The sequence below is a fragment of the Agrobacterium sp. NPDC090273 genome (genome assembly GCF_044772305.1).
GTDB lineage: Bacteria > Pseudomonadota > Alphaproteobacteria > Rhizobiales > Rhizobiaceae > Agrobacterium.
Map to the genome: position 1 here is coordinate 159,446 of NZ_JBIVYN010000002.1, position 13,192 is coordinate 172,637.

At 56.8% G+C, this 13,192-nt stretch carries 11 protein-coding genes; 5 read left to right on the forward strand and 6 right to left on the reverse strand.

Annotated features, from left to right (window positions below; genetic code table 11):
• Positions 1-3,606, forward strand: a 3,606-nt coding sequence (locus tag ACIQT8_RS07040; protein WP_400964546.1) for a tandem-95 repeat protein, incomplete at its 5' end; no start/stop codon positions are given.
• Between the two features lie 18 nt (positions 3,607-3,624).
• Here the strand turns inward: ACIQT8_RS07040 and ACIQT8_RS07045 are convergent.
• Genes ACIQT8_RS07045 through ACIQT8_RS07070 form a run of 6 tightly spaced genes read right to left on the reverse strand, consistent with a single transcriptional unit; the run spans position 3,625 to position 9,323 of the window.
• Positions 3,625-4,506 carry a MurR/RpiR family transcriptional regulator gene (locus ACIQT8_RS07045; RefSeq protein ID WP_400964547.1) on the reverse strand — a complete coding sequence of 294 codons (882 nt, stop codon included), beginning with the start codon at positions 4,504-4,506 and terminating at the stop codon, positions 3,625-3,627.
• A gap of 13 nt (positions 4,507-4,519) precedes the next feature.
• Positions 4,520-5,575, reverse strand: a complete 1,056-nt coding sequence (locus ACIQT8_RS07050) for an ABC transporter ATP-binding protein (protein ID WP_400964548.1) — start codon at positions 5,573-5,575, stop codon at positions 4,520-4,522.
• The gene (locus ACIQT8_RS07055; protein ID WP_400964549.1) at positions 5,572-6,321 is read right to left on the reverse strand and encodes a glycerophosphodiester phosphodiesterase family protein; all 750 of its coding nucleotides are present in this window, start codon (positions 6,319-6,321) and stop codon (positions 5,572-5,574) included. The genes ACIQT8_RS07050 and ACIQT8_RS07055 overlap by 4 nt, the downstream gene beginning before the upstream one ends.
• Before the next feature lie 17 nt (positions 6,322-6,338).
• A complete protein-coding gene (locus ACIQT8_RS07060; RefSeq protein ID WP_400964550.1) occupies positions 6,339-7,148 on the reverse strand; it encodes a carbohydrate ABC transporter permease in 810 nt (269 codons plus the stop codon).
• Positions 7,138-8,007, reverse strand: coding sequence for a carbohydrate ABC transporter permease (locus ACIQT8_RS07065; protein WP_400964551.1), 870 nt, complete (start codon positions 8,005-8,007; stop codon positions 7,138-7,140). The genes ACIQT8_RS07060 and ACIQT8_RS07065 overlap by 11 nt, the downstream gene beginning before the upstream one ends.
• Before the next feature lie 59 nt (positions 8,008-8,066).
• Positions 8,067-9,323 (reverse strand): ABC transporter substrate-binding protein, encoded by a 1,257-nt coding sequence (locus tag ACIQT8_RS07070; protein WP_400964552.1) that lies wholly within the window; start codon positions 9,321-9,323, stop codon positions 8,067-8,069.
• Positions 9,324-9,720: 397 nt separating this feature from the next.
• Here ACIQT8_RS07070 and ACIQT8_RS07075 point away from each other — a divergent pair, with 397 nt between their 5' ends.
• From ACIQT8_RS07075 to ACIQT8_RS07090, 4 genes are all read left to right on the forward strand, one after another.
• Positions 9,721-10,254 (forward strand): lipocalin family protein, encoded by a 534-nt coding sequence (locus ACIQT8_RS07075; RefSeq protein WP_400964553.1) that lies wholly within the window; start codon positions 9,721-9,723, stop codon positions 10,252-10,254.
• Between the two features lie 497 nt (positions 10,255-10,751).
• Positions 10,752-11,864 carry an ABC transporter ATP-binding protein gene (locus tag ACIQT8_RS07080; RefSeq protein WP_138792211.1) on the forward strand — a complete coding sequence of 371 codons (1,113 nt, stop codon included), beginning with the start codon at positions 10,752-10,754 and terminating at the stop codon, positions 11,862-11,864.
• The gene (locus ACIQT8_RS07085; RefSeq protein ID WP_262528057.1) at positions 11,861-12,511 is read left to right on the forward strand and encodes an ABC transporter permease; all 651 of its coding nucleotides are present in this window, start codon (positions 11,861-11,863) and stop codon (positions 12,509-12,511) included. Before ACIQT8_RS07080 ends, ACIQT8_RS07085 begins: the two co-directional genes overlap by 4 nt.
• Complete coding sequence (locus tag ACIQT8_RS07090) at positions 12,508-13,179, forward strand: ABC transporter permease (RefSeq protein WP_262528056.1); 672 nt, start codon at positions 12,508-12,510, stop codon at positions 13,177-13,179. Before ACIQT8_RS07085 ends, ACIQT8_RS07090 begins: the two co-directional genes overlap by 4 nt.
• The last annotated feature ends 13 nt before the right edge of the window (positions 13,180-13,192 follow it).

Consider the following 13,192-nt stretch of genomic DNA (forward strand, 5'->3'; position numbering starts at 1 on the left):
GTCCTCGCCAACAATGGCAACGGCGTCGATGCCGACGACGATCCCCTCACCGTATCCCTGGTCAACGCCCCGGCAAACGGCACCCTCACCCTCAACCCCGACGGCACATTCACCTATCAGCCAAATGCCTTCTTCAACGGTTCAGACAGCTTCACATACCAGGTCGCCGATGGTAACGGCGGCTTCGATACCGCAACCGTCACCATCATCATCGGCGCCATCAACGATCCGCCCGTCGCAACAAACGACACATTCGTCATCGACGAGGACGGATCCATCAACCTCGATGTGCTGGCAAACGACACTGACCCGGATGGCGATACACTCACCATAACCGCCATCAACGATCAGGCCATCTCCGCAGGAAGTTCAATTGATGTCACTGGCGGCACCATCACACTCAATGCCGACGGGACCCTCACATTCACTGGCGCGCCAGACTTCAACGGCCCACTCTCATTCACCTATACCGTCTCTGACGGCATCGTAAGCCGCAACGCAACCGTCTCAGGAACCGTACAACCCATCAACGATGCACCAGTCAACACCCTGCCCGGTAGCTTTAACGGATCTGAAGATACCGATCTGCCTTTGACAGGCATTGCGATAATAGATGTTGATGCCGGTGATGCCTCAATCACGGTCACGCTCGACGTGAATGCTGGATCCCTGATCGCCGCTTCCGGTAACGGCGTGACCGTTACGGGCAATGGATCGAGTTCTCTGACGCTGACCGGCACTGTCGGCAACATCAACGCATGGCTGTCAGGAACAATGGCGCCAATCTATCGGCCTGTTGAAAACAGCAGCGCGTTGGTGACGCTGACCATGACGACAAATGACGGCGGCAACAGCGGTGCAGGTGGAGCGCTGACGGCGATCAGTTCCTCGACACTCATCATCGACCCGGTAAATGACGCACCGGTTGCGACAGATCAGCGGATATCAACGCCGGAAGATACGCCTGTCGCTGGCGCCATCATGGCCTCGGATGTCGACGGCGATGCGTTGACCTACACTGTTTCGGCCCAGCCAGCCAACGGCCGTGTCACGATTGATGCAAGCGGACAGTATCTCTATACACCCGGCACGAACTTCTACGGCACGGACGTCTTTGTCGTTACGGTCAGTGACGGGCACGGTGGAACGACGACCGCCACGATTACAGTCGACGTTTCGCCAGTGAATGATCCCCCGGTTAGCTCCGATGGAACTCTTACGGTAGCGGAAGATACGATCTTCAACGGGCAACTGCCAAGAGCGGTTGATCCGGAAGGCGTAGCTGTCGTCTACACAGTCGGAAGCCCCCCGTCGCATGGGTCACTGACCATCAATCCGGATGGCACCTACAGCTATCAACCGGCCGCGAATTACAACGGCGCCGACAGCTTCACCTACACCGTCAGCGACGGCGTTGCGACAAGCACCTATACGATTTCCATAACAGTGACTGCGGTAAACGATGCGCCACTGGGCTCCGACCTTCAGATCTCGGTAGAGAATGGTGGAACGGCCAGTGGCAACCTGCCTCCGGCGATCGACCCGGAAGGATCCTCCGTATTTTACGAAGTCGACACAGTAACGCCTGGTGCCACCGTTATCATCGGTCTCGACGGCAGCTACAGTTACACGCCGCCGTCAGGTTTCAGCGGGACAGATACCTTCACCTACACGGTGAGTGATGGTTCGGCAGAAACGATCTATACAGTAACAGTGACCGTTGGCCCTGCCAACCAGCCGCCGGTTGCCTCCGATGCGACCGTCGGGACAAATGAAGACGAGCCGCTTTCGGGAATGCTGCCTGAAGCAACCGACGAAGAAGGGCAGGACATCACCTACTCGCTTGGCCGCGATGCCATCAACGGTTCGGTCGTCGTCAACCCAGATGGTACATATACCTATACACCGAATGCGAATTTCAGCGGCACGGATAGCTTCACCTATAGTGTCAGCGATGGCACGGCATCGTCTGTCTATACCATCACGGTGAATGTTGCCGCAGTCAATGACGCTCCTGTGGGCTCCAATACAAGCATTGCGGTTACAGAAGACGTTCCTGCGAGCGGAATGTTGCCTCGGGCAATCGACCCCGAAGGCCAGACCGTTCTATACGAGATTGGCACAAGCCTCCCCTCACATGGGACTGTCATCATCAATGCGGATGGCAGCTACACCTACACGCCGAATGAGAATTTCAACGGCACAGATACGTTCACCTACATCGTATCTGACGGTGATGCGACCAACACCTACACTGTAACCGTCACGGTAAGCCCGGTGAACGATGCCCCGGTTGGGCGTGACGACCTAGTGTCTATCGACGAAAATACACCGTATAACGGTCAATTGCCGGCGGCCACCGATCCGGATGGCGACGAGGTCTTCTACAGCCTCGGCAACCAGGCGTCCAATGGCATCGTTACGGTCAATTCCGACGGCACCTACATCTACGTCCCGAATGCGGATTTCAATGGCACAGACCGTTTCACCTACAGTGTCAGTGACGGCGTTCTGGAAACGACATACACTGTCACGATCCTCGTCAATACGCCAAATGAACCACCTGTGTCGTACGACACCTCCATCTCGGTCAACGAGGGAGGCACGATAACGGGCATTCTGCCGCCAGCCACCGATCCGGAAGGACAGCCCGTTGTCTATGGTCTTGGGTCAGGACCACAGTACGGCACAGTCATCATCAATGCTGACGGTACTTACAGCTACAGACCCGCGGACGGTTACGATGGCGTAGACAGCTTTACCTTCACAATCACCGACGGCAGAAATATTGTCGCCTATACCGTGACGGTCAGCGTCATTCCGGTCGAACAGCCTGAAGAACCGAGTCCTCCGCTTGAGATCGACCCGCCGGCGCCGATTTCCGCAGAACCAACCGACCCGTGGCAACCACCATCACAAGGGTCGGAAACAATCTTGGCAGGTTCGCCACTAACTGCCTCTATCATGAAAGATCTGAACGGGATCGCTGACCTCACCGCGCAAGGTCCGATCGTCAACGTGGTCAATTCCATCCGCTCACTCAATGGTATCGGTTCATTGCCGGAAGAAGGGGCCGTGATCCATGTCGCTCGCCAGATCGGCGACTGGCAGACAAACGACCGGATCATTGATAAAATTGCCACCGGCTTCTTCAAGGGTGGCTCCAACATACATCTTTCGGGAGAAGGCGCCGAGAGCACCTGGTTCCAGGTCGATACGATGGTCTACAAAGACTATCTCTACATCATGCCGTCGTCGGCCGGGAACGTCGAAAATGCAACGTTCGGCGTGACTATGGCAGACGGAAAGCCATTGCCCGACTGGCTGAAGCTGACACGTCAGGGGCTCGTCATCGGACGCCCGCCGGCCGGGTTGCAATCCATCGACTTACGCATCCATGGCAATTCGTCTGATGGGGTCATCTCAGACACCATGCGCATTGATCTACACACCGGCACGATCCTCGATCATGTCAGTGACCGACGAACAGACCTTGGCCCCGGTATGTTTACCGACAATCTGTTCGCTGCAGCGGATCTTCATGGAGAAGATGTCTCCGTGCTGAGCCAGGCACTGTCAAGCTGGGTCGAACTGCCCCAACGTTGATGGCTCCGATCCGCGTCTCTAGACGCGGGTCGAAAGACGCGAGGATGCCCGGAAGGAGCGAAATTCTGAGAGCGCCTTGATGGATCGGCCATTGTCGATGGCAGCGAGATCAAGAATTACGGCGTTGGCGATCGTCATGGGAACAACGAGCGACTGCGACTCCCCAGGCTCGCCTCGCGAAACAAGAATCTGATGATCGGGCGCCGGATCAATGCGCGTGCCACCCACGTCAGTAACAGCCAGGGTCTTCACGCCGCGACTTGCTGCAATGTCTCGGACCTCCTGGAGCAATGGCGGCGCCTTGCGGAAGGCAAGGAGCCAGACGACATCACCAGGCGTAAGCGTCGACAGCGCTTCGGGAAGCTGGTGCATCTGGGTGGCAAGATCCACCGCCTCGTAGCCAGAGCGGTTGAGGCGCAGGGCAATCAGCGCAGACAGTGCAGAAAAATGGCCGCGTCCGAAGATGAATATCTTCCTGCTGTCGCGCAAGCTTTCTGAAAAAGCCCTGATGTCGGCGTCGGAAACGCTGTTCTTTGCCTGCTGGAGCGCAGCGATTTCGCTGTCAAGCACGGAGGCCAGCAGACCGTTGTCTTCCGCTTTGACAAGTCGTGCAGCCATACGCGCGGCAGGACTTTCAAAATCATTGCCACCTTCCGTCAGACTGGACTGCAAAAAGGTCCGAAATTCGGGATAGCCCTTGAAGCCCAACCGCCTTGCGAGCCTGACAGCAGATGCCGGGTGCACCCCGGCGCGAAACGAGACGTCCTTACCGTTTTCCATAGCCGCGCGGATTGGATCCTGGATCAAGACATCCAGAAGACGTGTATCCGCATCTGTCAGCCGCGCCGAATTGCGGCTGATCAGATCGCTTAACGCGAGCGGCGCATCTTGCCTGTCCATATAGTCCTCAATCTCAGTGCGCCGCGATCGCTCGCCCATCATGGACAATGTCCACACGGTTTCCGCTCTCACTATCGAAAAACAGTGTGCGGTCAAGATCGCACGATATCCAGAAGCTATCGGTACTGGCCGGAAGATCACGTCGATGCACTGCTACAGTCACGCGCCCGGCCGGCGTCTCGCAATGCAACAGCATCTCCGACCCCGTCATTTCAGACATTGCCAGCAGCGCCGGCAAAGCCGTACCGCCCGGATTATCACTGTGAACGGTGAGCACTTCTGGGCGAAGACCGGCTGTCAAACCTTTGGGTCCCTGCCAACCCGGGAGCGCATTCGTATCGAGGAAATTGATTGGCGGCATGCCGAGAAAACTTGCAACGAACCGATTGCAGGGCTTGTCATAGATGACCTCCGGGCGATCGAACTGCTGGAGATATCCGTCCTTCATGACGGCAACGCGGTCCGCCAACGACATCGCTTCTGTCTGGTCATGGGTAACATAAATCATCGTTGCACCGAGTTGCCGATGCAGTTCCTTGATTTCCGTGCGCATCGTAATTCGCAACGCATTGTCGAGATTGGAAAGCGGCTCGTCCATCAGGAAAATTGAGGCGTTGCGTGCCATGGCCCGGCCCATGGCGACGCGCTGGCGTTGACCACCGGACAGAGCCGCCGGTTTGCGGTCGAGGTAAGGCGTGAGTTGCAGCATTTTTGCTACGCTCTCTGCCTGCTCGTTGCGCTCGGCCTTTTTCATGCCACGCAACTCAAGCCCGAAGGCAATATTTTCCCGAACCGTCATATGGGGGTAGAGCGCGTAGTTCTGGAAAATCATGGCGATATCGCGATCCTGTGGAGCGAGATCATTGGCCAGGCGCCCATCGATTTCAATCCTGCCCTCTTCGCAGCGATCAAGTCCGGCAATCAACCGCAACAGCGTGGACTTGCCGCACCCGGACGGGCCAACAATCACAACAAATTCACCCGGCTCTATATCGAACGACACGCCATGCAACACCTGTGGTCCGTTCGGATAGGATTTACGAATGTCCTTCAGAGAAATTCCGCTCATGGGGCGATCCCCCCGCTACGGCTTTCGCGGATCGCAATCGCCAATGTAGGGCGGTCCGTGGTGAAGACTTTGACGCCGAGATCCAGGGCGCGGCCAATCTGCTGCCGCGTGTGTGCCGCCCAGCAACCGAATTCAATGCCAGCGGAAGCAAACAGCGCTTTCAGTTCGGCATCGGCCGTATCGATGTGAACGCCAATCTCGGGAATATTGTGCGCTTTAGCCACCTCGATCACCGTTTCCGGGCCAAGCTGCCGAAGAACTGATGGGCTGACCAGCCATAGCCTCGGGCGAACTGTGGCGGCCGCAATCTCATCCATGGAACGAACGAGGAATGACGAAAAAACAGTGCGCTCCAACATGCCATGCTCCTGCAGAACCGACACGACGCGCGGCACGAATTCGCCATAGGGAGTGCCATCGGCGCCGGGCTTGATCTCACAGCGAAAAGAAACATGGCTATGGAGGTAAAGCGCACAAAGTTCTTCCAGCGTCATGGGATGACTGTTGGCGCCGTAGCGGATGGTTGCGGCCTTGATGTCGGCAAGTTCCATTTCCGCAATCGCGCCACTCATATCTGTCGTGGCGTCAAGAGTGGCGTCATGGTGAACGACGATTGCGCCATCCTTTGTCGGGTGGACGTCGAACTCGACCTCCTCGAGAGCCATTTTCGAGGTGGCCGTAAAACCGTGTGGCGTACTGTCGCCAAACTCAAGCGTGCCACCACGATGGGATGCGATACGTGTCATGTTTAAATGTCCTTGATTCATTTGACGGCGCCCATGGTGATGCCGCGCACGAGATGTCGCTCCACCAGAAGAAAGCCGAGAAGAACAGGCAGAATGGTGATCGTCGATGCGGCCATCACAAGCGGCCAGTCAACCAACCCTTCGCCGGGATTGATACGATAGAGACGCGCCAAACCAACCTGCAGCGTGTAGAGATCCTGATTGCCGACGGCCACCAGCGGCCAGATGTAGCTGTTCCACTCGGTCATGAAGATATAAAGCGCCATGGACGCTATGGCGGGCCGCGACAATGGCACGATGATACGCCACAGCACTTTCAGCGGTTTTGCGCCATCCATATAGGCGGCTTCATCCAGTGCCTTCGGAATTCCGCGAATGTACTGGCGCAGAAAGAAGGCCGCGAAACCATTGGAAATGGCGGGCAGAATGAGACCAGCATAAGTATCCAGCAATCCAACCTTCGCCAACGACAGATAGTTCGGGATGAGACTGATGTGGCTCGGGATCATCAGCGTTGCGACTGTTGCGCCGAACAGGAGATTGCCACCCCGGAACGTGTAGCGTGCAAAGGCATATGCGGCCATCGTCGCAAAGGTGATGCCGAGCAGCGTTACGAGACCAGACACGATGAGGCTGTTCAGCAGATAGCGCGCGAAATTGTACTGCCCGACCGCCCTGGCGTAATTATCCAGTGTAAAGCCGATTTCACCGGCATAATAGGCATCCGCCGTCTGGAACGAAATCCAGATGGAGTAAAGGACCGGCGACAGGAACAGGATACCCGCAGCCAGCGCGAGACCGACGAGAAGCGGGTTTTCAGGCTTCATAATGTACCTTCCTGCCGATGATACGAGATTTGAGAATGGCAAGCGCGACGAGCAGGATAAACAACAGAACTGCCAGCGCTGAGCCGCGTCCGATATCGAAAAGAACGAAACCGATCTCGTAGAGCCGGTTGACCAACATATCCGTTGCACCTGCCGGACCACCGCGCGTCATCACATTTACGATGGTGAAAACCTGAAATGCTTCAATGACCGAAATGACGAGCAGGAAGTAGGTTGTTGGCATGACGAGTGGCAGTGTCACGCGCCGGAAAACGTGCATGCGGCGACCGCCATCTACAGCAGCGGCATCGTACAGCTCCCGCGGGATAGCCTGCAATCCGGCAATATAGATCACGATGTCATAGCCGAGCTGTTTCCAGGTGTTGACGAATATCAGCACCCAGAGCGCCAGATAGGGGTCTTGCAGCCATTGCACCTTGCCGAGACCAAGTGTGCCGAGGATCGCATTCACCATACCGTAATCGGTGGAGAATACCCAGGAAAACACCACAGCAATCGATACTGTCGATGTGACGGACGGCAGGAAGAGCGCGCCTCGCAGAAGACGCGAATGCACTGTTTCCATGACGAGATAGCCGGCAATGAGCAGCGCCAGGCCAAGCCGCAGCGGCACAGACAAGACAGCAAAGACCGTCGTGACCCAGAGCGAATTCCAGACCTCACGTGAGGACAGCAATTGCTCATAGTTGCGCAGACCGACAAAAGGCATATCCGGCGACAGGAAGTTCCACTCGCGAACACTGAGATTGAGGCTCGTCAGGATCGGGATATAGGTGAAAACCGCGATGGAAATCATCAACGGTGCCACAAACAAGTAGGGAGTGAGTTTGCGAAGCATGACCATAATCGTACCGGCGGCACGGGGATAAACCCGCCCGCCGGTAGCCTTGCGTGAGATCAGTTACCGACGCGCTTTTCTTCTGCGCGCGTCTGCTCGGCGAAATCCTTCATCGTCTCCTCGACCTTACGCTGACCGAGCGCCATCGCCTGCCACATCTTGTATTCCGTGGTACGCATCCAGGTGACGACAGTCGTGCGCGCACGACCATGGGCATTTGGCAGGGACTCGATTGCCACATCGATACCGGGTTGAGTGGCTAGGGCCTCCTTGGCAACGGGGAGAGCTGCGCTTTTCTTGTTGATTGGCAGATATCCGGTCGCCGCAAACCAGACTGCATTCGCTTCCGGAGACGCCGCATAGCTGACGAACTTGTAAGCGGCGTCCTGAACCTCTTTGGGAGAGGTCGCCATGATGCCGATGCCGGCGCCACCGATCGGAACCGAGCAGGTTTTGTTGCAAGGCATCGGACGCACGACAAGGTTGTCGCCAATCGCCTTCTTGGCTTCGCCGTAATTGCCGGTCGAGTTGAACATGATACCGACCTTTTTGGCCAGGAAGGCATCGCGACCATTATCTTCTTCCGTCACGCCATCTGGCGAGGCGACCTTGTTCTCGTGAACCAGAGAGGCCATCCATTGATAGGCTTCGATGGTGTTTGGTTTGTCGAGCAGGATTTCACCTGTCTTCGGGTCAACCAGTTCACTGTCGTTCGCCATGACCAGACCCCAACGAGCAAATTGCCCGGGAGCCGCAATACCAGACACGCCGTCAGTGCCAAGCTTGTCGCTGATGGTTTTCGCGACTGAAAGGATTTCGTCAAAGGTCTTCAAAGGCGTATCGGCAGAAAGACCTGCGCGCTGGAAGATATCCTTATTGAAATAAAGGACAGGCGTGGATGAATTGAACGGCACGATGTAGTTCTTGCCGTTGATGACACCAACTTCCTGCGCGTAGTCGTAGAGATCGGCCTTCAGCGGATCTGCGTCAAAATAGGGCGTCAGATCTGTGAGGATATTGTTGTTGGCGAACAGACCATAGCGGGTCACTTCGAGAATGACGGCATCCGGCGCGCGGCGGGCGGGAATGGCGGCCTGTAGCTTGGCAATGATGTCGTTGTAGTTGCCGACGAACTCGGCTTCGACATCGATGCCGGGATTGGCAGCCTCGAAATTGGCGATGATCTTGTCCAGCGCCTGACCGCTGGACTTGTTGAAGCTGTGCCAGAATTTCACCGTGGTGGCAGCGTCGGCCGCACCAACGCTGACAAAAAGGGCGAGTGCGGCAGCAACCGTGCTTTTAAATTTCCGTGACATCTGCATCTCCTCTGCAAACGAAATTGCAATGACGGAGAATTAGCAATTGCAAGCGACAGTTTGTTGAAACGTCTGTGAAGCTTTGATGACGAGGAATTGTCACACACGCGGGCAAACCGGAACCAAACGATCAGAGCTGAGTTGAGAAGCTGGCGTTTTGCGATCCGGTCACGCCACGGCGAGGATCGTCAATTGCAAGTCATCACGTAGCCAGAAATGCCGCGTGCCCAGACACAAATCGCCGTCTAATACTGTCAACTAAATGGCTTTTCCTGCACGTTCCTCAATTGGCACTTGGTGACTCTCGCGGTTCACGTCATCGCGAATGCTACTTTTCCATTGAACCCAATCCGGAAATTCGTCGTTAAACGAATTTATTCAGTTGGAGGAAATCGCGATGGGACCACGTTCTTGCGTTCCAACATTTCTCTTGATCGCACTTGGTCTTGTTTCCAGTTTCACGACGGATGCCGGCGCGACGCCCAAGGTTGTCAAGGTCGGGCCTGATCATTATCGGGGAACTTGGCTGGAGATTGGACGAACGCCGATGTTCCTGACAGATGGGTGCGTCGCCGGATATTCGACCTACCGTAGAGGCGTTAAACCCGATGACGTCATTGTGGAGGATGGCTGCTACGTTGACACGCCGGCAGGCAGGTTAAAGACAGTCCGTGGAACCGGGAAAATTGAGGACTTTGGTACGACTAACGCAAAAATGCGAGTTCGTTATCCGCTTCTGATTACCTTCAACTACTGGGTCCTCTACAAGTCGCCGGACAAAACTTGGTTCATCAGCGCCACCCCATCAATGTCGGATCTGTGGATTTACTCCAGGACGGTTCCCACCAATGCACAGCTTAAACGGATGATCCGCAAGGCGAGCGAACTCGGTTATGATGTCCAAAAGCTTGAGTTTCCACCTGCGCGTTAAAGCGCCTGCACGACAGTGCTGAGATCAAGAGCACAAGTCAGGAATCAATAAAATTGGCTGCCCGTCGGCGCGGTGTCTTTGCATAGCTTAAAGCGTGGAAAGCAGCGCTGCGCGAGACCTCTACCCAAACTCAAGTTGCCGAAGCCACAGCAATCATCAGGCGAGACTGAATCGGGGAACCGCCATGGCCTCACAAGCGAACCCATGAGGAATTTGAACCGGCCGGACGATCAACTCGCCCCAGTCGCTTCAGACAGCATGCCTCCTGATCGCAGTCAAACGAGGCGTAGAATTCCGAACCTAAATATCCGATTTCTCAACAAAATATATGTCGAAAAGCGATCGTTTTCGCATAATTTTTTATCACAGTTGTGTCGCGCAAATTCTTTAGGCAAGGCGGCTTGCGCAACGTCAATCTTCATGCTTGTATAGACAACTAGAAGCGCTACGGCGTCGCATGTCGACACGACCGCACCTGGCCAAAAAGGATTATGCTTATGATAACCTTCGACCAAGTCAGTAAGCACTACCGCGGCGATACCATCGCAGTCGACAAACTGTCGCTCACGGCTCCAACCGGAAAACTGACTGTGTTCGTTGGCCCCTCCGGCTGCGGCAAGACGACGTCGCTGCGGATGATCAACAGGCTGATAGCCCCCACATCTGGGTCTATTCTCCTTGATGGTGAGCGCACGGACTCGATGGATGTCGCCCTGCTGCGCCGCAGGATCGGCTACGTCATCCAGAACGCCGGTCTTTTTCCCCACAGAACGGTCGTTCAAAACATTGCCACAACGGCCCGCCTGAACGGGACGCCCAAGCAACAGGCTCTTCGCACCGCCCATGACCTGCTCGATCGTGTCGGTCTTTCCGCAGCATTTGCGGATCGCTATCCATGGCAGCTTTCGGGCGGCCAGCAACAGCGTGTAGGCGTTGCCCGCGCACTTGCATCCGATCCGAAATTCATGCTGATGGATGAGCCGTTCAGCGCGGTCGATCCGGTCGTGCGTAACCAGTTGCAGGATGAGTTCCTGCGCCTGCAGCGCGAGATCGGCAAGACGATCATCATGGTCACGCACGATATCGATGAAGCGCTCAAGCTCGGCGATCAGGTCGCCGTTCTCCGAACCGGCGGCACGCTTGCACAGATTGCAACGCCACAGGAGCTGCTGGCACGGCCAGCCGACGACTTCGTTGCAGACTTTATTGGCCGCGACCGTGGCTACCGCATTCTCGGCTTTTCGGAGTTCGACAACGGCGTCGCCCTTGGAAAGGAACCGACGGCAGTTCTCGGCACCAGCCCGGAAGCCCTTCGGGAGATTGCCACGGATCGGTGGGTTCTTGTGGCCGATGCTGAAAACAGGCCGATTGGCTGGGCAGATGTCCAAAGCATCAAAAATCCCCTGCGCGAAGGCGATATCAACCTCAGCGGAACGCTCGCCGCTGAAGGCAGCAGTCTGCGGCATGTACTGGACGCTGCGCTCAGCTCGCCGTCCGGCCGTGGCGTGATTGTCAGCCCGGTGGGCGAACTGGTCGGCACGGTGACGTTGCCGAATGTCGTTGCCGCGATCGAGGCGTCACGCAATGGCCGCCTGGCGGTGCAACCATGAGGTTCGACTGGCTGTACCGCGAATCCGGACGGATCGCAGAACTCTTCGTCTGGCATCTGGGGCTTTCCGTCGTCCCTGTCCTGATCGGGCTTGTCCTCGCGCTGCCGCTGGGCTGGATCGCGCAACGTGCCGGCTTTTTCCGCTCCACCATGCTTGGCGCGGCCGGCCTCCTCTACACCATCCCGTCGCTGGCCCTGTTCGTGCTTCTGCCGCTTGTCCTTGGCACCCGAATCCTTGATCCGCTGAACGTCGTCGTCGCATTGACAATTTACGCACTGGCGCTTCTGGTTCGCACGGTCAGTGACGGTCTCGATTCCGTGTCTCCCGACGTCGTCCAGGCGGCGAATGCCATGGGTTATCGTCGCCTCACCCGGCTGCTCGTCGTCGAACTGCCCCTGGCCGTCCCGGTCATCGCAGCAGGACTGCGCGTCGCGGTGGTATCAAATGTCAGCATTGTTTCCGTGGCCGCTCTCGTCGGCACGCCGCAACTCGGCCTGCTTTTCACACAGGGACTGCAGTTGCGCTTCCTGACGCCGATCATCGCGGGCATTCTACTATGTATCATGCTGGCAGCACTGCTGGACGGGATCGTCCTGTTCATTGCACGTCGCCTGACACCCTGGCAGGCGGGAGGCGCTGAGCGATGATCGACTGGTTCTCAAACCCGGCACACTGGACTGGCACTGACGGTGTTTTTGCGCTCATCGTGCAACACCTGGCCTATAGCGCCATTGCACTTTTCTTCGCATGTCTGATCGGCATGCCTGTCGGCCTCTACGTTGGCCACACAAGGCGCGGCATCGTCTTCATCGCTGGCCTTGCCAATGCGTTGCGGGCGCTTCCGAGCCTTGGCCTCATCGTTCTTCTGGTCATCCTTTTCGGTCCCGTTTTTGCGTCCGATATGGCTTTCATCGTCCCGAGCATCATCGTTCTCGTGCTCCTGGCCGTGCCGCCTATCATGAGCGGAACCTATGCCGGGATCGCGGCCGTCGATCCTGCGGCGGTGGATGCAGCGCGAGGCATGGGCAAACGTCCACTCGACATTCTCTTCGATGTCGAACTGCCCTGTGCACTGCCGCTGATCTTTTCAGGGCTGCGCAGCGCAACACTGCAGATCATATCAACCGCAACAATCGCCGCCTACGTGTCTCTGGGGGGGCTTGGCCGCCTGATCATCGATGGTCGTGCCCAAAACGATTATTACCAGATGGCCGCAGGTGCGGTCCTCGTCGGAGGTCTCGCTCTGGCGGTTGACCTCGCAATCGGCATCATATCGAGGCTTACGGTGTCACCTGGACTAACGCGCCGCCATTAAGGGCGGCGTGCAT

Excerpts from the sequence above, each read along its gene's own strand:
- ACIQT8_RS07055 (WP_400964549.1), bottom strand. The coding sequence starts at position 6,321 with ATGACACGTATCGCATCCCATCGTGGTGGCACGCTTGAGTTTGGCGAC.
- ACIQT8_RS07060 (WP_400964550.1), bottom strand. The coding sequence starts at position 7,148 with ATGAAGCCTGAAAACCCGCTTCTCGTCGGTCTCGCGCTGGCTGCGGGT.
- ACIQT8_RS07085 (WP_262528057.1), top strand. The coding sequence starts at position 11,861 with ATGAGGTTCGACTGGCTGTACCGCGAATCCGGACGGATCGCAGAACTC.
- ACIQT8_RS07075 (WP_400964553.1), top strand. The coding sequence starts at position 9,721 with ATGGGACCACGTTCTTGCGTTCCAACATTTCTCTTGATCGCACTTGGT.
- ACIQT8_RS07045 (WP_400964547.1), bottom strand. The coding sequence starts at position 4,506 with ATGGACAGGCAAGATGCGCCGCTCGCGTTAAGCGATCTGATCAGCCGC.
- ACIQT8_RS07090 (WP_262528056.1), top strand. The coding sequence starts at position 12,508 with ATGATCGACTGGTTCTCAAACCCGGCACACTGGACTGGCACTGACGGT.
- ACIQT8_RS07050 (WP_400964548.1), bottom strand. The coding sequence starts at position 5,575 with ATGAGCGGAATTTCTCTGAAGGACATTCGTAAATCCTATCCGAACGGA.
- ACIQT8_RS07070 (WP_400964552.1), bottom strand. The coding sequence starts at position 9,323 with ATGTCACGGAAATTTAAAAGCACGGTTGCTGCCGCACTCGCCCTTTTT.
- ACIQT8_RS07080 (WP_138792211.1), top strand. The coding sequence starts at position 10,752 with ATGATAACCTTCGACCAAGTCAGTAAGCACTACCGCGGCGATACCATC.
- ACIQT8_RS07065 (WP_400964551.1), bottom strand. The coding sequence starts at position 8,007 with ATGCTTCGCAAACTCACTCCCTACTTGTTTGTGGCACCGTTGATGATT.